The sequence below is a fragment of the Pseudoxanthomonas sp. genome (assembly GCF_036845285.1).
Taxonomy (GTDB): domain Bacteria; phylum Pseudomonadota; class Gammaproteobacteria; order Xanthomonadales; family Xanthomonadaceae; genus Pseudoxanthomonas_A.
In genome coordinates, this window is sequence record NZ_DAIUEE010000003.1 from 313,084 (window position 1) to 334,795 (window position 21,712).

25 protein-coding genes are annotated in these 21,712 nt (G+C 68.2%); 20 read left to right on the forward strand and 5 right to left on the reverse strand.

Annotated elements, in window-relative coordinates; all coding sequences use genetic code 11:
* The first annotated feature begins 12 nt into the window (after window positions 1-12).
* Genes V7060_RS06130 through V7060_RS06140 form a run of 3 tightly spaced genes read left to right on the forward strand, consistent with a single transcriptional unit; the run spans window position 13 to window position 2,125 of the window.
* On the forward strand, window positions 13-732 hold the full coding sequence (locus V7060_RS06130) for a DUF3108 domain-containing protein (protein ID WP_334178357.1): 720 nt from the start codon (window positions 13-15) through the stop codon (window positions 730-732).
* 1 nt (window position 733) lies between these two features.
* Window positions 734-1,423, forward strand: coding sequence for a DUF3108 domain-containing protein (locus V7060_RS06135; protein ID WP_334178358.1), 690 nt, complete (start codon window positions 734-736; stop codon window positions 1,421-1,423).
* Between the two features lie 21 nt (window positions 1,424-1,444).
* Window positions 1,445-2,125 (forward strand): DUF3108 domain-containing protein, encoded by a 681-nt coding sequence (locus V7060_RS06140; RefSeq protein WP_334178359.1) that lies wholly within the window; start codon window positions 1,445-1,447, stop codon window positions 2,123-2,125.
* Between the two features lie 37 nt (window positions 2,126-2,162).
* Here V7060_RS06140 and V7060_RS06145 read toward each other — a convergent pair whose 3' ends face one another.
* The 3 genes from V7060_RS06145 to V7060_RS06155 form a co-directional block, all read right to left on the reverse strand.
* Window positions 2,163-2,492, reverse strand: a complete 330-nt coding sequence (locus V7060_RS06145; protein ID WP_334178360.1) for an EF-hand domain-containing protein — start codon at window positions 2,490-2,492, stop codon at window positions 2,163-2,165.
* Window positions 2,489-3,760, reverse strand: a complete 1,272-nt coding sequence (gene murA, locus V7060_RS06150; protein WP_334178361.1) for a UDP-N-acetylglucosamine 1-carboxyvinyltransferase — start codon at window positions 3,758-3,760, stop codon at window positions 2,489-2,491. The genes V7060_RS06145 and murA overlap by 4 nt, the downstream gene beginning before the upstream one ends.
* Before the next feature lie 65 nt (window positions 3,761-3,825).
* A complete protein-coding gene (locus V7060_RS06155) occupies window positions 3,826-4,065 on the reverse strand; it encodes a BolA family protein (RefSeq protein WP_334178362.1) in 240 nt (79 codons plus the stop codon).
* Window positions 4,066-4,118: 53 nt separating this feature from the next.
* Here V7060_RS06155 and V7060_RS06160 point away from each other — a divergent pair, with 53 nt between their 5' ends.
* From V7060_RS06160 to mgtE, 13 genes are all read left to right on the forward strand, one after another.
* A complete protein-coding gene (locus tag V7060_RS06160; protein ID WP_334178363.1) occupies window positions 4,119-5,123 on the forward strand; it encodes a KpsF/GutQ family sugar-phosphate isomerase in 1,005 nt (334 codons plus the stop codon).
* Between the two features lie 62 nt (window positions 5,124-5,185).
* A complete protein-coding gene (locus V7060_RS06165; RefSeq protein WP_334178364.1) occupies window positions 5,186-5,731 on the forward strand; it encodes a phenylphosphate carboxylase subunit delta in 546 nt (181 codons plus the stop codon).
* The gene (gene lptC / locus V7060_RS06170) at window positions 5,728-6,291 is read left to right on the forward strand and encodes an LPS export ABC transporter periplasmic protein LptC (protein ID WP_334178365.1); all 564 of its coding nucleotides are present in this window, start codon (window positions 5,728-5,730) and stop codon (window positions 6,289-6,291) included. Before V7060_RS06165 ends, lptC begins: the two co-directional genes overlap by 4 nt.
* Window positions 6,269-6,778 (forward strand): lipopolysaccharide transport periplasmic protein LptA, encoded by a 510-nt coding sequence (gene lptA / locus V7060_RS06175; RefSeq protein ID WP_334178366.1) that lies wholly within the window; start codon window positions 6,269-6,271, stop codon window positions 6,776-6,778. The genes lptC and lptA overlap by 23 nt, the downstream gene beginning before the upstream one ends.
* On the forward strand, window positions 6,778-7,497 hold the full coding sequence (gene lptB, locus V7060_RS06180; protein ID WP_334178367.1) for an LPS export ABC transporter ATP-binding protein: 720 nt from the start codon (window positions 6,778-6,780) through the stop codon (window positions 7,495-7,497). The genes lptA and lptB overlap by 1 nt, the downstream gene beginning before the upstream one ends.
* A 46-nt stretch (window positions 7,498-7,543) precedes the next feature.
* Window positions 7,544-8,980 carry an RNA polymerase factor sigma-54 gene (locus tag V7060_RS06185; protein ID WP_334178368.1) on the forward strand — a complete coding sequence of 479 codons (1,437 nt, stop codon included), beginning with the start codon at window positions 7,544-7,546 and terminating at the stop codon, window positions 8,978-8,980.
* Between the two features lie 256 nt (window positions 8,981-9,236).
* Entirely contained in the window at window positions 9,237-9,557 is a 321-nt protein-coding gene (raiA, locus tag V7060_RS06190) for a ribosome-associated translation inhibitor RaiA (RefSeq protein WP_162339176.1), read from the forward strand.
* A 227-nt stretch (window positions 9,558-9,784) separates the two neighbouring features.
* Window positions 9,785-10,735 carry an HPr(Ser) kinase/phosphatase gene (gene hprK / locus V7060_RS06195; RefSeq protein WP_055940856.1) on the forward strand — a complete coding sequence of 317 codons (951 nt, stop codon included), beginning with the start codon at window positions 9,785-9,787 and terminating at the stop codon, window positions 10,733-10,735.
* Window positions 10,736-10,773: 38 nt separating this feature from the next.
* Window positions 10,774-11,643, forward strand: a complete 870-nt coding sequence (gene rapZ / locus V7060_RS06200; RefSeq protein ID WP_334178412.1) for an RNase adapter RapZ — start codon at window positions 10,774-10,776, stop codon at window positions 11,641-11,643.
* 100 nt (window positions 11,644-11,743) lie between these two features.
* The gene (locus tag V7060_RS06205) at window positions 11,744-12,136 is read left to right on the forward strand and encodes a PTS fructose IIA subunit family protein (protein ID WP_334178369.1); all 393 of its coding nucleotides are present in this window, start codon (window positions 11,744-11,746) and stop codon (window positions 12,134-12,136) included.
* A complete protein-coding gene (locus tag V7060_RS06210) occupies window positions 12,129-12,398 on the forward strand; it encodes an HPr family phosphocarrier protein (protein WP_334178370.1) in 270 nt (89 codons plus the stop codon). The genes V7060_RS06205 and V7060_RS06210 overlap by 8 nt, the downstream gene beginning before the upstream one ends.
* A complete protein-coding gene (gene ptsP, locus V7060_RS06215; protein ID WP_334178371.1) occupies window positions 12,398-14,119 on the forward strand; it encodes a phosphoenolpyruvate--protein phosphotransferase in 1,722 nt (573 codons plus the stop codon). The genes V7060_RS06210 and ptsP overlap by 1 nt, the downstream gene beginning before the upstream one ends.
* 217 nt (window positions 14,120-14,336) lie before the next feature.
* Complete coding sequence (gene mgtE / locus V7060_RS06220; RefSeq protein ID WP_162339172.1) at window positions 14,337-15,698, forward strand: magnesium transporter; 1,362 nt, start codon at window positions 14,337-14,339, stop codon at window positions 15,696-15,698.
* An 84-nt stretch (window positions 15,699-15,782) separates the two neighbouring features.
* Here the strand turns inward: mgtE and V7060_RS06225 are convergent, their stop codons facing one another.
* The gene (locus tag V7060_RS06225) at window positions 15,783-16,562 is read right to left on the reverse strand and encodes a hypothetical protein (RefSeq protein ID WP_334178372.1); all 780 of its coding nucleotides are present in this window, start codon (window positions 16,560-16,562) and stop codon (window positions 15,783-15,785) included.
* 268 nt (window positions 16,563-16,830) lie between these two features.
* On the opposite strand from V7060_RS06225, the gene V7060_RS06230 reads away from it, so the two are divergent.
* The 4 genes from V7060_RS06230 (at window position 16,831) to V7060_RS06245 (ending at window position 20,529) form a co-directional block, all read left to right on the forward strand.
* Window positions 16,831-17,682, forward strand: a complete 852-nt coding sequence (locus V7060_RS06230; protein ID WP_334178373.1) for a DNA ligase — start codon at window positions 16,831-16,833, stop codon at window positions 17,680-17,682.
* Window positions 17,683-17,741: 59 nt separating this feature from the next.
* A complete protein-coding gene (locus V7060_RS06235; RefSeq protein ID WP_334178374.1) occupies window positions 17,742-18,545 on the forward strand; it encodes a prolyl oligopeptidase family serine peptidase in 804 nt (267 codons plus the stop codon).
* A 3-nt stretch (window positions 18,546-18,548) separates the two neighbouring features.
* The gene (locus V7060_RS06240; RefSeq protein ID WP_334178375.1) at window positions 18,549-18,827 is read left to right on the forward strand and encodes a hypothetical protein; all 279 of its coding nucleotides are present in this window, start codon (window positions 18,549-18,551) and stop codon (window positions 18,825-18,827) included.
* 142 nt (window positions 18,828-18,969) lie between these two features.
* Window positions 18,970-20,529, forward strand: coding sequence for a GGDEF domain-containing protein (locus V7060_RS06245; protein ID WP_334178376.1), 1,560 nt, complete (start codon window positions 18,970-18,972; stop codon window positions 20,527-20,529).
* A 231-nt stretch (window positions 20,530-20,760) separates the two neighbouring features.
* Here V7060_RS06245 and V7060_RS06250 read toward each other — a convergent pair whose 3' ends face one another.
* Entirely contained in the window at window positions 20,761-21,705 is a 945-nt protein-coding gene (locus tag V7060_RS06250; RefSeq protein WP_334178377.1) for an aspartate carbamoyltransferase catalytic subunit, read from the reverse strand.
* Window positions 21,706-21,712: the final 7 nt, after the last annotated feature.

Sequence of the window (21,712 nt, forward strand, 5' to 3'; positions counted from 1 at the left end):
GCGCGTCCCTTGATGCTTGCCCCTCTCCGCCCCCTGCTCCTCGGCCTGGTGCTTCTGGCCGGACCCACTGCGCCCGCGCTGGCGCTGGAGCCGTTCGTGGCCAGCTATCAGGCCTACAACGAAGGCAAGCTGGCCGGCAGCGCCAGCATGAAAGTCGCGCCGAAAAGCGGCGGGCAGTGGCAGATCGACCTGAACGTGAAGGGCACGCGCGGCTTCGCGCGGCTGGCCGGCCTGAACATCGAGCAGAGCACCGTCTTCGATGCAACAGGCGGGCAATTCCGTCCGCTCAGCCAGGCCACGGTCCGCCATGCGCTGTTCATGGGCAAGAAAATGGTCGGCACCTACGACTGGGGCAGCCACACGGCCCAGTGGCAGGGCGACATCAAGAAGAACCGCCGCGCCCCCCTGTCCCTGCAGCCCGGCGACATGAGCGCGCTGCTGATGAATCTGGCGGTGATCCGCGACGCAGCGCCGGGCAGGCGACTCGATTACCGCGTGGTGGACAACGGGCGTATCCGCGAGTACCAGTACGTCGTGTCGCCCGAACCCGAAACGGTGACCGTCGAGGACCTCAGCTACAGCGCCCTGCGCGTAAGCCGCGCCAATGGCGGCAACGACGAAACCATCTTCTGGGTCGCCGATGGCGTCCCCACTCCCGTGCGCATCCTGCAACGGGAGAACGGTCAGGACGGCGTGGATCTCCGCCTGGTCGAATACCAAGGAGCACCCTGACATGAAGAAGACCGCGTTCCCCACTCCACGCCTGCTGCTCGCCGCCGCGCTCCTGGCGGGTGCGAGCGTCCCCGCGCTCGCCGTCGAGGCATTCACGGCGCAATACAGCGCCAGCGCCCTGGGCATGGTTGGCGAAGGCCAGATGTCGGTGGCGCCGCAAGCCGGCAACCGCTGGCAGTACTCGCTGTCCGTGCGCAACCAGGCCGTCGATCTGAGCCAGAAGACCGTCTTCGACGTGCAGGAAGGACGCATGCGGCCGCTGAGCAGCAGCGACAGCTCGCGCCTGCTGATCAAGAAGAAGACCGTCAACACGGTCTACGACTGGGGCAAGGCGCAGGCCACGTGGAACGGCGACGTGAAGCCCGACCGCGCCGGCCCGGTGAAGCTGGCGGCGGGCGACCTGGATGCCCTGCTGGTCAACCTGGCCATCGTGCGCGACGTGGCCGCCGGCAAGCCGCTGACCTACCGGATGGTGGAGAACGGGCGCGCCAAGGCGATGACCTACCAGGTCGCCGGCAAGGAACGCATCACCATCGGCGGCAAATCCCAGGAAGCCACCAAGGTGGTCCGCACCGACGGCGACAGGCAGACCATCGTCTGGGTGGTGGCCGATGCGCCGGTGCCCGCACGCATCCTGCAGCGCGAGAAGGGACAGGACACCATCGACCTGACGCTCAAGTCCTGGCGCTGATCTTTCAAGGGAACTCCTGCAATGACAAGGACGTCCGCCCTGCCGGCGATCGCCGCCGCCATGCTGGCGGTGATCGCCGCGCCAGCCCACGCGCTGGAGCCGTTCACCGCCCGGTACGACGCCTCCTTCAAGGGCATTTCCGCAAGCGGCGCGATGTCGCTGTCGCAGCAGGGCAACCGCTGGACGTATTCGATGGGCATCCGCAACGCGATGGCCAACCTGAGCCAGGCCACCGTGTTCGAGGATGCCGCGGGTCGTTATCGGCCGCTGGGAGGCAGCGACCGTTCGACCTACCTGATGAAGACGCGGTCCGTCGTCACGCACTACAACTGGAAGGGCCTGCAGGCGCGCTGGACCGGTGACGTGAAACCGCAGCGGGCCGGTCCGGTGGCGATGCAGCCCGGCGACATGGACGCATTGCTGGTCAATCTGGCGCTCGTCCGCGACGTGGGTTTTGGCCGCACGTCGATGAACTACCGCCTGCTGGAGAACGGCAAGGCCAAGTCGATGACCTACCGCGTCGCCGGTCGCGAGAAGATCACGGTGGGTGGTCGTGCCCTGGACACGACGAAGGTCGTGCAGAGCGCGGGCGGGAAGCAGACCACCGCCTGGATCGCCGCCGGCGTGCCTGCGCCGGTGCGCATCGTGCAGCGCGAAGACGGCAGCGAGGTCTTCCGCCTGCAACTGACTTCCTGGCGTTGAGTCGGGAATGAAAAAGCCCGGCGAATGCCGGGCTTTTTCATTCCGCGTCGGGCTGGAACACCGTCTTGCAATCCATGCGGATGGTCCCGCTGCCATTGCGCCACGCGAAGGTGTTGCACTGGCGATTGCCGTCCTGCTTCTGTTCCACCACCACGGTGAAGATGGCCTGTGCGATCTCGCCCTGCGTCACCGTGCCGTCGCCGTTCCAGTCCATGTCGCGGGTGGTGATGCCGTGCGTGGCCGCCGAGCCGGTGTAGTGCAGCCAGGCCACCAGCACGAGCAGTGCCGCCACGATGCCCAGCAGGATCCTGCGGCGCAGCGGAAAGCGTGGACGGATCCCCGAAAGCGCGGGATCGGACTTCCTCACGACACGCGCCTGATCTTCGCGCCCAGGCCGCCCAGCTTCTCCTCGATGTTCTCGTAGCCGCGGTCGAGGTGGTAGATGCGGTCGATCGTGGTGTCCTCATTGGCCACCAGGCCGGCGAGGATCAGCGACGCCGACGCGCGCAGGTCGGTCGCCATCACCGGCGCACCACCCAGCCGCTCCACGCCCCGCACGATGGCGGTGTGGCCCTCGACCCGGATGTAGGCGCCCAGGCGCAGCAGTTCGTTGACGTGCATGAAGCGGTTTTCGAAGATCGTCTCGTTGATCACGCCCACGCCGTCGGCCACGCAGTTCAATGCCATGAACTGTGCCTGCATGTCGGTCGGGAACGCCGGGTACGGTGCGGTGGTCAGGCTGACCGCCTTCGGACGCTTGCCCTGCATGTCCAGCGTGATGCTGTCGGCGGTGGTCTCGATCTTCGCGCCGGCTTCGGTGAGCTTGTCGAGCACCGCTTCCAGGGTGTCGGGACGTGCATTGCGCGCGGTGACCTTGCCGCCGGTCATCGCCGCCGCGACCAGGAACGTGCCGGTCTCGATGCGGTCGGGCACCACCGAATGACGACCGCCACCCAGCCGCTCCACGCCGTGGATGACGATGCGCGAGGTACCCGCGCCTTCGATCTTCGCGCCCAGCGCGTTGAGGCATTCGGCCAGGTCGGTGACTTCGGGTTCCATCGCCGCGTTCTCCAGCACCGTGGTGCCTTCGGCCAGCGTGGCGGCGGCCATGACGTTCTCGGTGCCGGTCACGGTGACCATGTCGAACACGAAACGCGCGCCCTTCAGGCGTGCCGCACGCGCCTTGATGTAGCCGTTCTCGACGGTGATCTCCGCGCCCAGCGCCTGCAGGCCCTTGATGTGCTGGTCGACCGGGCGCGAACCGATCGCACAGCCGCCGGGCAGCGACACCACCGCAGCGCCGTGGCGCGCCACCAGCGGGCCGAGCACGAGGATCGAGGCGCGCATGGTCTTCACCAGCTCGTACGGCGCGACGAAACGGCTGACGGTGGTGGGATCGACGGTGATGCCGCGCCCCTTCGCCAGCGTGCCCTCGTCGATGGTGATGCCGGCGCCGAGTTCGCCCAGCAGCTTGATGGTGGTCACCACGTCGTGCAGGTGCGGCACGTTGGTGATCTCCACCGGCGCGTCCGCCAGCAGCGTCGCGCACAGGATGGGAAGCACGGCGTTCTTGGCGCCGGAGATGGTGACTTCGCCGTTGAGCGTGTTGCCACCGGTGACGATGATCTTCTGCATGGAAATCCGGAATGGAAGGACGGGTGGAGGGCGAGGCGGGAACCGGGCGGCCGTGAGGGAAGGCCTCAGCGCGCGGTGCCGGCCTCGTCGGGTGTGACGGTCTTCAGCTGCAATGCATGGATGGCGCCACCCATCAATTCGCCCAGCGTGGCGTACACCATGCGGTGCCGGGCCAGCGGCAGCTTGCCGCGGAAGGCGTCGGACACCACGGTCGCCTCGAAATGGACGCCATCGTCGCCCTGCACGTCGGCACGGGCGCCTGGCAGGCCGGATTCGATCAGTTTACGGATGGTTTCGGCGTCCAACGGGCTTTCCTAATAAAATACCCGGCCATTCTACCCGCCGGCGCCCCGTCCGCATGTCCCAGCCACTGCCCCTGACGCCGTCCGTGTCGCCCGCCAGCCTGGCGGCCAGCGGCCGTCGGGTCGTCGAGATCGAGGCGCGTGCGCTGGACGCGCTGGCAGCCCGTATCGACGACGCGTTTTCCGCCGCCTGCCAGGCCATCCTGGCCAGTCCCGGCCGCGTGGTCTGCACCGGCATGGGCAAGTCCGGGCACGTGGCCCGCAAGATCGCCGCGACGCTGGCCTCCACCGGCACGCCCGCGTTCTACGTGCATCCGGGCGAAGCCGGGCATGGCGACCTGGGCATGATCACCGACGCCGACGTGGTGCTGGCCTTGTCGTATTCGGGCGAGTCGGACGAAGTGCTGATGTTGTTGCCCGTCCTCAAGCGCCAGGGCAACACGGTCATCGGCATGACCGGGCGCCCCCAGTCCACCCTCGCCCGCGAAAGCGATGTCCACCTCGATGTCAGCGTTCCCGCCGAGGCGTGCCCGCTGGACCTGGCGCCGACCAGCAGCACCACCGCCTCGCTGGCGATGGGCGATGCACTGGCGGTGGCACTGCTGGACGCGCGCGGCTTCACCGCCGACGACTTCGCCCGCTCCCATCCTGCCGGCAGCCTCGGTCGCCGCCTGCTGCTGCACATCACCGATGTCATGCATGCCGGCGACGACGTGCCGCGCGTGCGGGTGGATGCGACCCTCAGCGACGCGCTGGTGGAAATGAGCCGCAAGCGCCTGGGCATGACCGCCGTGATCGATGCCGAAGGCCACCTGGCCGGGCTGTTCACCGACGGCGACCTGCGCCGCACGCTCGACAACCCCGCGCTGGATGTCCGCGCGGCCCGCATCGTCGATGTCATGACGCGCCAGCCCAAGACCATCCATGCCGACCAGTTGGCCGTCGAGGCCGCGCGCCTGATGGAGACCCACAAGATCAGCGGCCTGGTCGTCGTCGACGATGAGCAACGCCCGGTCGGCGCCCTCAACATTCACGACCTGTTGCGTGCCCGCGTGGTGTAACCCGCAAGGGTTCGCCGCCGTCCGCCCTTGCCGCACTCCCTTTCGGATCCCATCCTGTCCCCATGTCTCTCCGCCATCTCCACGACCTGACCGATGACGTGCTGGCCCGCGCCGCACGCATCCGGCTGGCCTGCTTCGACGTGGACGGCACGCTGACCGACGGCCGCTTGTACCTGGACGGCGAAGGCCGCGAACAGAAGGCCTTCCACGTGCAGGACGGCCAGGGCCTAGTGCTGCTGAAGCGCGCCGGCATCGAGGTGGCCTTTGTCACCGCACGCGGCGGAACCGTCGCGGTCGCCCGTGGCCGCGAGCTGGGCGTGCAGGTTTTCACCGGCGTCAAGGACAAGCTGGCCAAGGTGCGCGAACTCGGCGCCGGGCTGGGCATCGGACTGGAGGCGGTCGCCTTCATGGGCGACGACCTGCCCGACGTGCCGCCGTTCCGCGCCGTGGGCCTGGCCATCGCCCCGGCCGACGCCCACCCCTGGACGGCGCAGCACGCGCACTGGCGCACCCGGCGCTCCGGCGGCCAGGGCGCGGCGCGCGAGGCCTGCGACCTGTTGCTGGGGACGCAGGGGCATGCGCCCACGTTCGAAGGCGGGATGGCATGAGCTGGCGCACCACGCTGGGCCTGGTGTTGCTGCTCGCGGCCATCGTCAGCGGCTGGTCGGCCTGGAAGAACCGCGATGTCCCCCCGCCCAACCGGGTGGTCGCCGACCGCTCGGACTACGTGATGCGCGATTTCGAGATGATCGCCCTCAATGGCGAAGGTACCGAGGCCGTCGCGGTGCGGGCGCCGGAAATGGCGCGCAATCCGCAGGACGAGACGTACACCATCACCACCCCGCTGTTCCTGCTGCCTGAAGAGCAGGGCCGTTCGTGGGAGCTGCGCTCGAAGACCGGCTGGCTCAGTGCGAAAGGCGAGGAGTTGCGCCTGAAGGGCGACGTGCACGGCGTGTCGCCCGAAGGCAGCGCGCGCAAGGCGGAGTTCCGGACGGAGACGCTCAACGTCTTTCCCGATCGCGACCTCGCCCAGACCGACGACGTGGTGACCGTCACGCAGCCCGGCTCCAGACTGAGCGGGCGCGGTTTTGAGACGAACCTCAAGACCAAGGAATACACATTCAAATCCCAGGTGAGATCCATCTATGAACCGCGCTCTGCTCGCTAGTGCCGCACTGCTGCTCCTGCTGCCCGCCGCCGGCGCCGTGGCCAAGTCCACCGACCGCAACCAGGCGATGACCATCGATTCCGGCAGCCAGAACGGCAACATGGAAGGCAATGGCAAGACCTTGCTGGGCGGCGGCGTGGTGGTCACCCAGGGCTCGCTGGAGATCAAGTCCGCCGCGGCCGAGATCCACATGGCCGACGGCGAGATCTCGCGCTCCATCTTCACCGGCAAGCAGGTGAAGATGCGGCAGCAGATGGACGACGGTACCTGGATGGACGCGCAGGCCGACCGCGTCGAATACGACATGAAGACAGAAACCATCACCTTCATCGGCAACTACACGGTGAAGTCCGACCGCGGCTCCAACAGCGGCCAGCGCATGGTCTACAACACCAAGAGCGGCAACATGCAGAGCGGCGGCGACGGCACCCGCGTCCGCACCGTGATCCAGCCGAAAGCCGCGCAGCCGGCGCAGGGCAAGAACTGATGTTGACCGCGAAGGGACTGCGCAAGCGCTACAAGCAGCGCGAAGTCGTCGCCGACTTCGGCCTGACCCTGCAGCCGGGCGAAGTGGTCGGCCTGCTGGGTCCGAACGGTGCCGGCAAGACCACCTGCTTCTACATGATCGTCGGCCTGGTGGCCGCCGACGCCGGCAGCATCGAACTGGACGGCCAGGACATCACCGCGCAGCCCATGTACCAGCGCGCCAAGCTCGGCGTGGGCTACCTGCCGCAGGAGCCTTCGGTCTTCCGCAAGCTCAGCGTCGCCGACAACATCCGCCTGGTGCTGGAACTGCGCGAGGACCTGGACAAGGCCGGCATCGAGCGCGAACTGAGTTCGCTGATGGACGAACTGCAGGTGACCCATGTCGCCGACCAGCTCGGCGCCAGCCTGTCGGGTGGCGAGCGCCGGCGCGTGGAAATCGCACGTGCGCTGGCCGCGCGCCCGCGGCTGATGCTGCTGGACGAGCCGTTCGCCGGCGTCGATCCGATCTCGGTCGGCGAGATCCAGCGCATCGTCAAGCACCTCAAGGACCGCGGCATCGGCGTGCTTATCACCGACCACAACGTGCGCGAAACCTTGGGAATCTGCGACCGGGCGTATATCCTCAATGCCGGTAGCGTTCTGGCGCAGGGGGCCCCGGACGCGTTGCTGGCCAATCCGGACGTACGCCGGGTCTATCTGGGCGAAACCTTCCGCCTGTGATCCCCGTCGGCGGCGGTCGGCCGCCTCACGGGTTCCAAGGTCGGGAATGAAGCCACGCCTGCAGACATCGCTGGGACAGCATCTGGTCATGACGCCGCAGTTGCGTCAGGCCATCCGGCTGCTGCAGATGTCCACCGCCGAACTCGAGATCGAACTGACCGAGGCGGTTGAAACCAATCCGCTGCTCGACTGGAGCGAACCCGAGGAAGAACCCGCACAGGTCCGGGGCAACGACGACGATCAGCCGCCCGCCGAGCCGGTGCAGCAGGTCGAACAGGATGCTGGCGATGATCGCGACGACTGGTCGCCCGATGAGGGGCCGTGGACGTCGTCCGGCGGTGGCGGCTCGTTCGACGACGATGATGGCGGCAGTCCCGCGGAACGCGTGGCGGAGGCCGACACACTGCATGGCCATCTGCTGTGGCAACTCCATCTGTCCCACCTGTCCCCGCGCGACCGCCGCATCGGCGCCACCCTGATCGATGCGCTGGAAGACGACGGCTACCTTCGCGAACCGTTGGCGTCGATCGCCCAGGCGTTGCGCCCGGATGTCGAGGCGCAGGAGGACGAAATCCTCATCGTCCTGCGGCAGGTGCAACGTTTCGATCCGGTCGGTATCGCCGCCCGCACGCTGGGCGAATGCCTGCACCTGCAACTGGCCGTGCTGAGCGACGACACGCCCGGCAGGGCGCTGGCGCTGCAGATCGCCGACACCGCACTCGAGCGCCTTCCGCGCAGCGGCGTGGCGGGACTGGCGCAGGAAATGAAACGCCCCGTGGCCGAGATGGAGGAAGCCGTGCAGCTGCTGCGCACGCTCGACCCCAAGCCGGGCGCGCAGATCGGCGACCTGTCGCACGACACCTACGTGGTGCCCGACTGCGTCGTCTGGCGCCAACGCGGCATCTGGCGTGCGGCGTTGGCGGGCAACACGTTGCCGCGCATCACGATCCACCGCGGGTACGAACAGATGATCCGGCAGTGCGGCGACCGCGATGCCGGTTACCTCAAGACGCAGTTGCAGGAAGCCCGCTGGCTGCTCAAGAGCGTCGAGGCGCGCGGCGACACGCTGCTCAAGGTCATGCGCTGCCTGCTGCACCAGCAGGCGGGTTTCCTCGAGTTCGGCGAACAGGCGCTGCGACCGCTGACCCTGCGGGACGTGGCCGAAGAGGTTGGCCTTCACGAATCAACCGTGTCGCGCGCCATCGCCCGCAAGTACGTGCGGACACCACGCGGCACGCTGCCGATGCGCGCCTTCTTCGCGTCGGGCATCGATACCGACGGCGGCGGCGAGGCGTCGAGCACCGCCATCCAGGCGATGATCCGGCGGCTGGTCGACGGCGAGAACCCGCGCAAGCCGCTGTCCGACGCGAAGTTGGCCGACCTGCTCAAGGCGTCCGGCATTCCGGTGGCCCGCCGCACCGTCGCAAAGTACCGCGAGGCCCTCAACATCCTGTCCTCGCACGAACGCGTGCGCATCGCCTGAAGCGCCCACGCGTCGCACCTGTTCCGTGACTCCGTTCCGCACGCGCGAAACGCTTTTCTAACACCCCTGTCCTTCGCGCAAAAAAACACGCCGCAACGGTTGATAGTTGCCGCGGACGGGTCCATCTTGTCCTCGAAGGCATCGCCTTCCCTTGCAACCCGTAAAGGAGAATCGCCGGAACCCAGACCCCTGCCGCGTTGTCACATGACACGCTCTCCGCGCCAAGCGCGGTTCTACCGACCAGAAGGAGGCACACATGCGTATCGAGACTTACGGCCATGAAATCGAAGTCACTCCCGCCTTGCGCGAATACGTTGAAACCAAACTGAAGCGGTTGGAGCGCCACTTCGAGCAACCCTGCGAAGTCCGTACGCAACTGGGAACCCGCAAACCCGATTACCTTGCCGAGGCCACGGTCAACGTGTCCGGGCGCACCCTGCATGCCGATGCCGGCGCGCAGACGATGTATGCGGCCATCGACATCCTGGCCGACAAGCTCGACCGCCTGCTGGTCAAGCACAAGGAAAAACGCACCGACGTCCAGCGCCACAGCATGCGCGGCGAACTGATCGGTTGATACCGTGCGAAGGGCCGCTTCGCGATGCGGAGCGGCCCTTCGCACGTCAAGGCGACACCGGCGCGGCGCATGGCCGCCACGCCCCGCGGGTCGCGCACGTCGGACAGGGACATTACACTCGTACGCGCTGCATCCCGGGCGACGCAGCCGACGCAGCCGACGCTGCGTCGGCGCTCCTCGCACCCCGCCTGCGATGCCCTCCCTTCCCCGTCGGTTGCCTTCGCATGATGAACACCAGCATCACCGCCCGTGAACTGTTCGATCAGCAGAAGGACAAGCTGGCACTGCGCTGGCTGGCGGGACAGAAGGGCGAGAAGCGCGTGCTGGAATCCGGCGACACGGTCTCGCGCCGCCCGTCGCTGGCCGGTTACCTCAATGCGGTCTATCCCAACAAGGTGCAGATCCTCGGCACCGAAGAACTGACGTGGCTGGACTCGCTCGACTCGCGCCAGCGCTGGGAGACGATCGAGAAGATCGTGCAGGCGAAGCCGCTGGCACTGGTGATCAGCAAAAGCCAATCCTGCCCGGAAGACCTGCGCGAAGCCGCCAATGAGAACGACACCCCGCTGTGGGCATCGCCCAAGCGCGGCCACGAACTGCTCAACCACCTCTCCTACCACCTCGCACGCACGCTGGCCCCGCGAGTCACGCTGCATGGCGTCTTCATGGAGATCTACTCCATCGGCGTACTGATCACCGGCGAGGCCGGCTCCGGCAAGAGCGAACTGGCGCTGGAACTGCTGAGCCGCGGCCATCGCCTGGTCGCCGACGACGCACCCGAGTTCACCCAGATCGCGCCGGACGTGCTGGACGGCACCTGCCCCGAACTGCTGCAGGACCTGCTGGAGGTGCGCGGACTGGGCGTGCTGAACGTGCGCGAGATGTTCGGCGACACCGCGGTGAAGAAGAACAAGTACCTGCGCCTGATCGTGCACCTGACCCGGCCGATGACCGAACCCAATCCGCATGGCTACGAACGGCTGACCGGTGATTCCGGCACGCGCCACGTGCTGGACCTGGACGTGCCGCTGATCACCCTGCCCGTCATGCCGGGCCGCAACCTGGCCGTGCTGACCGAAGCCGCCACCCGCCTGCACATCCTGCGCACCAAGGGCATCGACCCGGCCGCGATGTTCATCGCCCGCCACAGCAACCTGCTCGAGCGCAGCACGCCATGACGCAGACGGGAGACGCACCGGCGCGAGAGGACAGCGGCATGGCCACGCCCGCCACGGTGGTGATCGTCAGCGGGCTGTCCGGTTCCGGCAAGTCGGTGGCGCTGAAGACCTTCGAAGACCTCGACTACTACTGCGTCGACAACCTGCCGGTGGACCTGCTGCCGTCGTTCGTCCGCAGCCTGGTGCGCGAGGACGAACTGCCGCCGAAGATCGCGGTGGGCATCGACGTGCGCAGCCGCCACAGCGACCTGTCCAAGCTGGCGCAATGGCGCGCGGCGCTGGCGCAGCTCGGGCTGGAAGGGCGGCTGATCTTCTTCGACGCCGACGACGAGGTACTGCTGCGGCGCTACTCCGACACGCGCCGCCGCCATCCGCTTGGCCATGGCGGCCTGTCGCTGCAGGAGGCGATCCGCCAGGAACGCACCATCGTCCAGCCGCTGCGCGACGAAGCCGACGTCGTCATCGACACCAGCCAGCTCAACGTGCACCAGCTGCGGCGCCGGATCATCGCCGAGTTCGCCTTCAACAAGGGCACGCAGCTCTCGCTGCTGTTCGAATCCTTCGCCTACAAGCGTGGCGTGCCGGCGGATGCGGACTTCGTGTTCGACGCCCGCGTGCTGCCCAACCCGCACTGGAACCCGGACCTGCGCCCCTACGCCGGTCGCGACCCGAAGGTGAGAGCCTTCCTGGATGCGCAGCCGGACGTGGCCGAGTACGTCGGCCAGGTCAGCGGCTTCCTCGACACCTGGTTGCCACGCCTGCGCGGTGAAACCCGCAGCTACGTGACCATCGCGTTCGGCTGCACCGGTGGCAAGCACCGCTCGGTCTACCTGGCCGAAACCCTCGCACGGCATGCCCGCGACCAGGGCTGGGAAGAGGTCGCCACCTTCCACCGCGAACTGGACTGAGCCGGCCCGCGCCTCCGGTCGGGGAAAGTGACCCGACCCCACCCGCTCCGTTCCACCGACGCGGCTTCCAGCGCGTCATGCCCGTCTGTTAACGTTCGGCATGGCCTGTGGCATTCTTCTTGTGACTCATCCTGGCGTAGGTGCGGCGATCCTGACCGTCGCCACCGCGCTGCTGCGGCAACTGCCCTTGAAGGCGGAGGCCTTCGAGGTGCCGTTCGATGCCGACCTGGACGTCCTGCTGCCGCAGGCGTCGGCGGCGCTTCGGCGTGTGGACGGCGGCGACGGGGTGCTGGTGCTGACGGATCTCTACGGCGCCAGCCCCAGCAACCTCGCCGGCAAGCTGGCCCGCCTGGGCACGCCGGTGCGCCGCGTCTCGGCGCTCAGCCTGCCCATGCTGCTGAGGGTGATGAACTATCCGGAACAGGGACTGGACGACCTGCCCGCCACGGCCGCGGCGGGCGCACGCAATGGAGTCATTCACGACGATGCTTGAACGCGAACTCATCATTTCCAACCGCCTCGGGCTGCATGCGCGGGCCACCGCCAAGCTGGTACAGACGCTGTCCGGTTTCCGCTGCAACGCCACGCTGGCGGCCAAGGGCCGTGAGGTGAATGCGAAAAGCATCATGGGCGTCATGCTGCTCGCCGCCGGCCAGGGCACCCCGGTCACCGTCCGCATCGAGGGCGAGGAGGAAGCCGCCGCCATGCAGGAAGTCGTCTCGCTGTTCGAGCGGCGGTTCGACGAGGAATCCTGATGCGGGCGCTGCTGCCGGGCCATGGGGCTTCGCGCGGCAGCGCGCTGGGACGCGCCCGGGTCCGGCTGCCGCACGTGCTGGAGGTCGCCGAGCAGCACATCCGCGCGGACCAGGTCGACGATGAGGTCACCCGGCTGCATGCCGCCGTCGATGCCACCCGCGGCGAGATGCACCGCTTGCGCACGCGCCTGCATGGCGCGCTGGCGAAGGAAGTCGGCGAGTTCCTCGACCTGCATGCCCTGCTGCTGGACGATCCCGAACTGCTGCATGGCCTCGACGAACTGATCCGCACCGGCCGCTACGCGGCCGACTACGCGCTGCGGTTGCAGCGCGACCGGCTCGCCGCCGTCTTCGATGGCATGGACGACGCGTACCTCAAGAGCCGCATGGACGACCTGGACCATGTGATCGGCCGTATCCATGCGCACCTGCACCAGCGCGCGCCCGACGCGCCCGCGGTGGCCGGCGAGATCCTGGTCAGCGACAACGTGGCGCCGTCGGAACTGGCGGAACTCCAGCAGCACGGCGTCGTCGCCGTGGTCACCGCCGCCGGCAGCACACTTTCGCACAGCGCCATCCTGGCGCGCAGCCTGCACCTGCCTTTGGTGGTGGGGAATGCGCAGGCACTGCAGAAGATCAACGATGGCGACGTGCTGCTGGTCGATGGCGCCACCGGCGTGGTCGTGGTCAATCCCGACCCGGACGACCTGCGCCGCTACCGCGAACGATTGCGCGACGCCGCACGCGAAGCCCGCGAGCTCGGCCGCCTGCGTTCCAAGCCCAGCCGCACCCGCGACGGCGTCGACATCGCCCTGTGGGCCAACGCGGAGTCGCTGGAGGACGTGGCGAACGCCCATACCCTCGGCGCCACCGGCGTGGGCCTGTACCGCACCGAATTCCTGTTCCTGCAGCAGCGCGAGCTGCCCAGCGAAGAGCAGCAGTTCCAGGTCTACCGCGACCTTGTGCTCGGCATGGGAGGGCGGCCGGTGACCATCCGCACCCTCGACCTGGGCGCCGACAAGGCGGACCGGGCCGGCCTGGTCGTCAGCGACGAGGACAACCCGGCGCTCGGCCTGCGTGGCGTGCGCCTGTCGCTGGCGCATGCGGGCGTGTTCGATACCCAACTGCGCGCCATCCTGCGCGCATCAGGTTATGGACCCGTGCGCATCCTGGTGCCGATGGTCAGCAGCCGCGAGGAAATCCTCGAGGTCCGTCGCCGGCTCCGGCGCGTCGCGCTGCAGTTGCGCAAGCAGGGGCACGAGATCGCCGGGCAGGTCGAACTCGGCGCGATGATCGAGGTGCCCGCCGCGGCGATCGCCCTGCACGGGTTCGTCGACGTGGTGGACTTCGTCTCCATCGGCACCAACGACCTGGTGCAGTACCTGCTGGCCGCGGACCGCAACAACGATGCGCTCGGCGAACTCTATTCGCCCTTCCACCCCGGCGTATTGCGCTTGCTCAGGCACGTGATCCGTACCGGCGCCGAGCACGGCATTCCCGTGGCGATGTGCGGCGAGATCGCCGGCGACGCCACCCTCGCGCCGATGCTGCTGGCACTGGGCCTGCGCGAATTCAGCCTGCATCCGGCCACGCTGCTGGAACTGCGCAAGGCGATCCGCGATGTGGATCTCGCCGCCCTGCAGGCACGCACCGAAAAGCTGCTGCAGGCACGCGACCGTGCCGGCATCGAGCGCTGGTTGAAGGCCGCTACCGCGAGCTGACCACCCACCCCCGGAGTGGAAGCCCGAGGTGGGAGCGACGTGAGTCGCGATGGGCCACCGGGAAAGCCTCATCGCGACTCACGTCGCTCCCACTGCACCTCCCCACTGCGCTTCCAGAGGGTGTCCATAACTCGCGGCCCGGGCGATAATGGCGCAATGAACACCTGATGCCCCGGTCGCATCCGCCTGACGGATCGGCCCCATTCCGGAGTACCGAATGGTCGAGACCATCCGCCACGACAAGACCGCACGTCAGTTGCGCCTGCTCTCCGACGCGCTCGACAGCGGTCGGCTGGGTCCCGTGCGCCGGCTGGTCAACACCTTGTCGCCTGCGGAGATCGGCAACCTGCTGGAATCGCTGCCGCCCGGCAAGCGCGAGGTCGTGTGGGGACTGGTCGATCCCGAGGACGACGGCGAGGTGCTGGTGCATGTCGGCGACGAAGTGCGCGAGAGCCTGCTGGCGGACATGGACACCGACGAGATCGTGGCCGCGGTCGAGGACCTCGACATCGACGATCTCGCGGACCTGGTCGAAGACCTGCCCGACACCGTCATCGACGAAGTCCTCAAGTCGATGGACCGGGAGAATCGCGAGCGCCTGGAGCAGGTGCTGTCGTACGCGGAGGACACCGCCGGCCGCCTGATGAACCCGGACGTGGTCACCGTGCGTGCCGACGTCAATGTCGACGTGGTGCTGCGCTACCTGCGCCTGCGCGGCGAACTGCCCGACCACACCGATCACCTTTACGTGGTCAGCCGCCGCCACCAGTACCTGGGCCGCGTGCCGCTGGCCGCGCTGGTCACGCACGAGGACACCACGCCGATCAACCGGCTGATCGACGACGAGCAGCCGGCCATCGACGTGGGCGAGAGCGCGCAGGAAGTGGCACGCCAGTTCTCCGACCACGACTGGGTGTCGGCACCGGTCGTGGACGACAACAACATCCTGCTCGGCCGCATCACCATCGACGACGTGGTCGACATCATCCGCGAGCAGGCCGAGCACCAGGCGCTGGGCGCCGCCGGCCTGGACGAGGACGAGGACCTGTTCTCGCCCGTCAAGCGTGCCGTGCGTGGCCGCGTGGTGTGGTTGGGCATCAACCTGTTCACCGCGTTCATGGCGGCGACGGTCATCGGCCAGTTCGAAGTGACGCTGGAGAAGATCGTTGCGCTGGCCGTGCTGATGCCCATCGTCGCCGGCATCGGCGGCAATGCGGCGGTGCAGGTGCTGACGCTGATGGTGCGCGGTCTGGCGCTGGGGCAAGTGGGTTCCAGCAATGCGCGCATCCTGCTGTGGAAGGAAATCCGCGTCGCGCTGATCAACGGCCTGCTGATCGGCGGCATCGTCGGCGTGATCGCATTCGCCTGGTTCCGCAATCCGCTGTTGTCGCTGGTGATCGCGCTCGCGCTGATCATCAACTTCTGCGCCGCCGCCACCGCCGGCGTGCTGCTGCCGCTGCTGCTGAAGCGCATGAACATCGACCCCGCCGTCGCCGGTACCGTCGTCGTCACCGCCGTGACCGACGTGATGGGCTTCTTCTGCTTCCTCGGCCTGGCCACGCTGATCCTGCTGCACTAGGCCGGCCACCATGGGGTGGAAACGAAACCGGGACCGCATGCGGTCCCGGTCAGGCCGTCAGGAAGACGGGCGCCGTCGCCCTACTCAGAAGCTGGCGCGCACGCCCAGGCGATAGAAGCGCACGTCCTCGTAGAACTCCGCTTCACCGACCAGCCCCCACGTCGGGGTCACGCGGTACTGGAGGCCCAGGTTGCCGATCATGGAATGGTCGACCACCAGGTTGTCGTCCACGCGCAGGTAACCCGCTTTCGCCCACAGCTCCAGACCGGACACCGGCCGGGCACGGATGCCCAGCATCAGCTTGCCGGCATACACGTGGTCGCTGCCGCTCAGGCTGTCGCCGCTGGCGGCATCGTCGTAATCCAGCTTGACGCCCAGCCGCACCAACGACAGCTCGCTGATGAAATCGGCGCGCGGCGACAGGGAAAGGCTCGCTCCCAGGCCCAGTTCGGTCTGGTCGATCGTGGCCTTCAGCCTCTCTGCATCGAGGCTCCAGGTTTCCGATACCTGGTCGTAACCACCAAACACGTACAGGTTGTCGGTCACTGCCACCGATCCCCGGATGTAGCCGCCGTCGACGCTTTCATCCACTTCGTAAAGATCCACGTCCGCGCGGCCGATGCCCGCTTCCACGTATGTATAGGCGGGTCCTTCGATCGTTTCCCGCTGCACCGCGGGCGTGTACTGCGGCGCCTGCGCGGCCGGCACTGCGGGTTGTCCCTGGGCGGGAGTCCCGGTCGACTCGGCGGTCGCCGCCTTCTGCCGCTCCCACCACGGAGAGCGCTGGGCGTCCGCATCGGACGACCACGCCAACGCGACCAACAGGGCTGCACAGGCGCAGCCGGTCCTGATATCCATCTTCATGTAGTAATTCCCCATTTTCTCGTGGTGATGCGCTCCACGCCTTGGGTCGTGCGACCTTGCCCGACCTTTCCCTGGCGTGGAGGCGTGATTCTAAGGGACGGGGCCGCCATGCGGCGCGGGGCGGCCTTTCCGGCAATACGCACGGCCCGACGGCATGAGCGCCGACATCGCCGATGCGGGCTTTCCTACGCATCGCAACGGCAGGTGCTGATTCCGGACGTCCCTCCACAGGCACGACGCTGGACACCCCTCGGCCCCACTGTCTGCCATGCGCCTGCTGCTCTTCCTCCTTCTCTGCTCGCTGGCCTGGCCTGGCCTGTCGGCGCCACTGCCCGATCCGATGCTGGCGACCACGTATCGCGAAGGTGTCCCCGTCGACGCCTTCCTGGTCAGCGAAAAGCTGGACGGCGTGCGCGCCCGTTGGGATGGCCGGGCACTGTGGACCCGCGGCGGCGCACGGATCGCGGCGCCGTCGGCCTTCACGCGCGGCTGGCCGATCGACCCGATGGAGGGTGAACTGTGGATCGCGCGTGGCCGCTTCGACGACGTCAGTGCCCTTGTCCGCCGCGTCGGCACCGATGCGCAGGCCTGGCGCGACGTGCGCTTCATGGTCTTCGACCTGCCGACGCATCCGGGACCGTTCGCCGAGCGCGTCGTACGCATGCGTTCCATGACCTCGGCCGCAGGCAACACGCACCTGCAGACGATTCCACAACGACGCTTCGATACCGCTGCGGCACTGGATGCGGAACTGGCCCGCGTGGTCGCCGCCGGGGGCGAAGGCCTGATGCTGCATCGACGCGACGCGTTCTATCGTGCGGGACGCAGCGAAGACCTGCTGAAGTACAAGCCGCATGAGGACGCGGAGGCGCAGGTCGTCGCGCACCTGCCCGGCAAGGGCAAGTACGCAGGCATGATGGGCGCACTGCAGGTGCGCACACCGGACGGGCGCAGCTTCCGCCTCGGCACCGGCTTCACCGACGCCCAACGGGCCAGGCCACCGCCACCCGGCACATGGCTGACCTATCGCTACAACGGCCTCACCTCGACCGGGCTGCCGCGCTTCGCCCGCTTCATGCGGATGCGCGACGAGATGCCACCTCCCGACCCGAAGCGCTGACGCGGTGGACCGGCGCCACGGGGTATGCTGCCGCCCGTTACCCTTGGACCGCGACCGCCATGCGCTTTCTCGCCACCGCCTGCCTGGGCCTGCTGCTGATCCTGATGACCGCCTGCGCCACCACGTCCTCCATGAACCCGACCGGCGAGTTCGTCTCGCGTGAGGTCGCGCTGGAAGGCAAGACCTACCGTTACCAGGTGTTCGTGCCGGCCGCGCGCTTCCGCGGCGGCAAGCCGCCGGTGGTGCTGTTCCTCAACGGCTCCGGCGAGCGCGGCGACGATGGCGTGAAGCAGACGATGGCCGGCCTGGGACCGTACCTGCGCCAGCATGCCGATACGTTCCCGGGCGTGGTGGTGTTCCCGCAGGCGCCGGACGATACCGAATGGACCGAAGTCGCGGGGCCGATCGCCTTTGCGACGCTGGACGCGGCGATGCGCGAATTCAACGGCGATCCGGACCGCGTCTCACTGACCGGCATGTCGATGGGCGGCTACGGCACCTGGGAACTGGCATTGCAGCAACCCACCCGCTTCGCCGCGCTGGTGCCGGTCTGCGGTGGCATCACCGTGGACTGGACGGATGCGCGTCCGGGCCTGCGCGCGCACAGTGTCGGCAATGCCGCCGACCCGTTCGCCGCCACCGCGCAGCGGCTGAAAGACATCCCGGTGTGGATCTTCCATGGCGGCCAGGACAACGTGGTGCCGCCGTCGCAGTCGCGCCGCATGGGTGCCGCCCTGAAGGCCGCCGGCGCACGTGATGCGCGCTATACCGAATTCCCCGACGCCAACCACAACAGTTGGGATGCCACGTACGCTTACACGCCGATGTGGGACTGGCTGTTCGCGCAGAAGCGCGGGCACTGAGCCGTGGCCGAACTCGTCCCCGACTACTTCATCGCCGGCTGGCGCGAGCGCGAACTGGCCTGCGCCTGCGGCTGGCAGGGCGACAGCCGTGCGATGGCCATGGAACTGCATGACGCAGTCACCGATTACGCCTGCCCGCAGTGCGGCAACCTGCTGTTGATCGTGTCGCACCCGTCGCTGGACCAGGTCCGCGCCGCCGCCGCGACCGGCCACCAGGAGGCCGCGGCCCAGCTGGCCATCATCGAGGAAGCGCGCGTCCGCTTCCCGTCCGGCGCCGGCTGATACCACGCGGCCTGCGTCACGCTTCCCGCCTCCCACCACCCCGGCACGCCCGGCTTCCCTCAACCATCCCCCATCGCGGCCGATAACACGGCATCCCTGGTGGCCGACGGGCATCCGCCCATGGCCGTGAGAGCGACACGCGATGGCTGACGTGGCCGATGACAATTCCGGTATTGCTGGTGGCCTGCGGCGGCTGTGGCCGCGTCGCCGCGAGGCCGTCGCGCCCGCATCGCGCGAACTCGCCACGACCAAGACCTCGAGCCAGCGGCCGGCGATCAGCAGCGCGCAGCTGCAGGCATTGTTCGTGCACGCGGAGGAACCCGCCACCCTGCTGTCCGCCTTCGCCGACGGTGTCGCCGGCCTGCCCGGCGAACTGCACGGCATGGGAGAGCGGTTGCAGTCCGCGCACGCCGAAGGCGACTGGCCGCGTTACGGCCGCGCGCTGCGGCAGCTGATCGACAAATACATCCGCACGATCCAGGACGAACCACTGGCCGGCGAAGCCGAACAGCTCCGCGACCTGCTGCACCACCTGCTGGTCGGCGGCATGGAACACCTGCTGCGCGACGATGGCGCGCTGCTGCCCCAGGCACACGCGCTGGCGGACCGGGTGCGGCAGTGGCAGGCCAACCAGCCCATCGGCGACCTCGACACCGACCTGCGCGAGCTCTGCCTGCAGGTCGGGCAGCGCACGCACGAGGTGGACGACGCGCAAGAGCTGATGCGCAGCCTGTTCGACCTGCTGCTGGAGAACGTCGGCGAGCTGATCGAGGACGGCAGTTGGCTGCAGGACCAGATCGGCGCCGTGCGCCAGTTGCTCGCCGGTCCGCTCGACCGCACCGCGCTGGAGCAGACCCGCGCCGGCCTGCGCGAAGTCATCTACAAGCAGGGCCTGCTGAAGCAGGGCCTGGCCGAATCGAAGGCGTCGATGAAGGAGATGATGGTGACCTTCGTCGAGCGGCTCGATGGGATGGCCAGCAGCACCGGCGAATTCCACGACCGCATCAGCTTCCACGCGCAGGCCGTGCGCGACAGCCGCAGCATCGCCGAACTGGGCAAGCGGATGGAGGACATCCTGGAAGACACCGCGCAGGTGCAGGCGCAGGCGCTGCGTGCCCGCGACAGCCTGATGGAAGCGCGGCGCGAGGTGGAGGAAGCCGAACGGCGCGTGCAGGACCTCGAACAGGAACTGCAGTCGGTCTCCGAACTGGTGCGCGTGGACCAGCTGACCGAAGCGCTGAACCGCCGCGGCTTCGACGAACTGTTCAAGCGCGAATCGGTGCGTGCCCTGCGCAGCGGCCAGACGCTGAGCCTGGCGCTGCTGGACCTCGACGACTTCCGCCACATCAATGCCGCGCACGGACACCTCGGTGGCGACGCGGCGCTGTGCCACGTCGTGACGCTGGCGCGCGCCACCCTGCGTGCCACCGACGCGGTGGCGCGTTTCGGCGGCGAGGAATTCGTGCTGCTGCTGCCGGAAACCAGCTTCCTGGAAGCCATGGGCACGCTGGAGCGCCTGCGCGACCGGCTGGCGCACAAGCCGCTGGTCTACGACGGCCGCGGCATCCTGGTGACCTTCAGTGCCGGCGTGGCGCGCTGGCACCCGGGCGAATCGCAGGACGAACTGCTGGCCCGCGCCGACCGCGCCATGTACCAGGCCAAGCAGGCAGGCAAGGACCGCGTGATCGCCGCGCCGGAGTGACCCGCGGATGCGGGCGCGAAACGGCCTTGATCACACTCGCCTCGCAAAGAATGAACCCGCCATCCCGGCGCAGGCCGGGACCCAGCGACTTTATCCACCCCGACAAAGCGCCAAGGGCGCGGCTCGACTGAAGAACCACCGGCATTGGGTCCCGGCCTGGGCCTGGATGACGGTATCCGGATACTCGTCGCACATCGAGCAGACATCGCGTGCGCAACGTAACGACACCCCTCAGCCCAGCAGCATCTCCAGCACCGCCATGCGGATGGCGACACCGTTGCTGACCTGGCGCAGCACCAGCGACTGCGGGCCGTCGGCCACCTCGTCGGTGATTTCCACGCCGCGGTTGATCGGCCCGGGGTGCAGCACCACCGCATCCTTCGCGGCACGCGCCAGGCGCATGGCGGTGAGTCCGTAATCGCGGTGGTAGTCCTCGATCGACGCGACCAGCCCTTCTTCCATGCGCTCGCGCTGCAGGCGCAGCATCATCACCACGTCGACGCCGTCCAGCATCGCATCGAAGTCCTGCCCGACCTCGCAGCCCGCCAGAGTGCCGTCGTCCGGCAGCAGCGACTGCGGACCGCAGACGCGGATCTCGCCCGCACCCAGCGTCTTCAATGCATGCAGGTCCGAACGCGCCACGCGCGAGTGGTTCACATCGCCGACCATCAACACCTTCAGGCGCGAGAAGTCGGCTCCCTTGGCCTGGCGGATCGTCAGCACGTCCAGCAGCCCCTGGGTCGGGTGCGCGCTGCGGCCATCGCCGGCATTGATCAGCGCCGTGCCCTCGCCCGCCTCGGCGGCCAGCGCGGCGACCGCGCCGTCTTCCGCGTGGCGGACGATGAAACCGCGCACGCCCATCGCCTCCAGGTTGCGCAGCGTGTCGCGTGCGGTTTCGCCCTTGCGGGTGGACGAGGTGGAGGCATCGACATTCACCACGTCCGCCCCCAGCCGCTGCGCGGCGATGTGGAACGAACTGCGCGTACGCGTGGACGGTTCGAAGAAGAGCGTGCACACGGTGGTGCCGTCCAGCACCTGCCGCCGCGGCGTGCGCCCGAGCGCGGCGTCGCGGATCTGGCCGGCGCGATCGATCAGCCGGCACAGCGTCTCGCGCGGCAGGCCATCGAGGGTCAACAGGTGCTGCAGGCGTCCAGCCGAATCGAGTTGTGGGGTCATGGGGCGT

Excerpts from the sequence above, each read along its gene's own strand:
- hprK (WP_055940856.1), top strand. The coding sequence starts at position 9,785 with ATGAACACCAGCATCACCGCCCGTGAACTGTTCGATCAGCAGAAGGAC.
- ptsP (WP_334178371.1), top strand. The coding sequence starts at position 12,398 with ATGCGGGCGCTGCTGCCGGGCCATGGGGCTTCGCGCGGCAGCGCGCTG.
- V7060_RS06210 (WP_334178370.1), top strand. The coding sequence starts at position 12,129 with ATGCTTGAACGCGAACTCATCATTTCCAACCGCCTCGGGCTGCATGCG.
- rapZ (WP_334178412.1), top strand. The coding sequence starts at position 10,774 with ATGGCCACGCCCGCCACGGTGGTGATCGTCAGCGGGCTGTCCGGTTCC.
- V7060_RS06165 (WP_334178364.1), top strand. The coding sequence starts at position 5,186 with ATGTCTCTCCGCCATCTCCACGACCTGACCGATGACGTGCTGGCCCGC.
- V7060_RS06160 (WP_334178363.1), top strand. The coding sequence starts at position 4,119 with ATGTCCCAGCCACTGCCCCTGACGCCGTCCGTGTCGCCCGCCAGCCTG.
- V7060_RS06140 (WP_334178359.1), top strand. The coding sequence starts at position 1,445 with ATGACAAGGACGTCCGCCCTGCCGGCGATCGCCGCCGCCATGCTGGCG.
- V7060_RS06135 (WP_334178358.1), top strand. The coding sequence starts at position 734 with ATGAAGAAGACCGCGTTCCCCACTCCACGCCTGCTGCTCGCCGCCGCG.
- V7060_RS06235 (WP_334178374.1), top strand. The coding sequence starts at position 17,742 with ATGCGCTTTCTCGCCACCGCCTGCCTGGGCCTGCTGCTGATCCTGATG.
- lptB (WP_334178367.1), top strand. The coding sequence starts at position 6,778 with ATGTTGACCGCGAAGGGACTGCGCAAGCGCTACAAGCAGCGCGAAGTC.
- lptC (WP_334178365.1), top strand. The coding sequence starts at position 5,728 with ATGAGCTGGCGCACCACGCTGGGCCTGGTGTTGCTGCTCGCGGCCATC.
- raiA (WP_162339176.1), top strand. The coding sequence starts at position 9,237 with ATGCGTATCGAGACTTACGGCCATGAAATCGAAGTCACTCCCGCCTTG.
- V7060_RS06250 (WP_334178377.1), bottom strand. The coding sequence starts at position 21,705 with ATGACCCCACAACTCGATTCGGCTGGACGCCTGCAGCACCTGTTGACC.
- lptA (WP_334178366.1), top strand. The coding sequence starts at position 6,269 with ATGAACCGCGCTCTGCTCGCTAGTGCCGCACTGCTGCTCCTGCTGCCC.
- murA (WP_334178361.1), bottom strand. The coding sequence starts at position 3,760 with ATGCAGAAGATCATCGTCACCGGTGGCAACACGCTCAACGGCGAAGTC.
- V7060_RS06185 (WP_334178368.1), top strand. The coding sequence starts at position 7,544 with ATGAAGCCACGCCTGCAGACATCGCTGGGACAGCATCTGGTCATGACG.
- V7060_RS06245 (WP_334178376.1), top strand. The coding sequence starts at position 18,970 with ATGGCTGACGTGGCCGATGACAATTCCGGTATTGCTGGTGGCCTGCGG.
- V7060_RS06205 (WP_334178369.1), top strand. The coding sequence starts at position 11,744 with ATGGCCTGTGGCATTCTTCTTGTGACTCATCCTGGCGTAGGTGCGGCG.
- V7060_RS06130 (WP_334178357.1), top strand. The coding sequence starts at position 13 with ATGCTTGCCCCTCTCCGCCCCCTGCTCCTCGGCCTGGTGCTTCTGGCC.
- V7060_RS06225 (WP_334178372.1), bottom strand. The coding sequence starts at position 16,562 with ATGAAGATGGATATCAGGACCGGCTGCGCCTGTGCAGCCCTGTTGGTC.
- V7060_RS06230 (WP_334178373.1), top strand. The coding sequence starts at position 16,831 with ATGCGCCTGCTGCTCTTCCTCCTTCTCTGCTCGCTGGCCTGGCCTGGC.
- mgtE (WP_162339172.1), top strand. The coding sequence starts at position 14,337 with ATGGTCGAGACCATCCGCCACGACAAGACCGCACGTCAGTTGCGCCTG.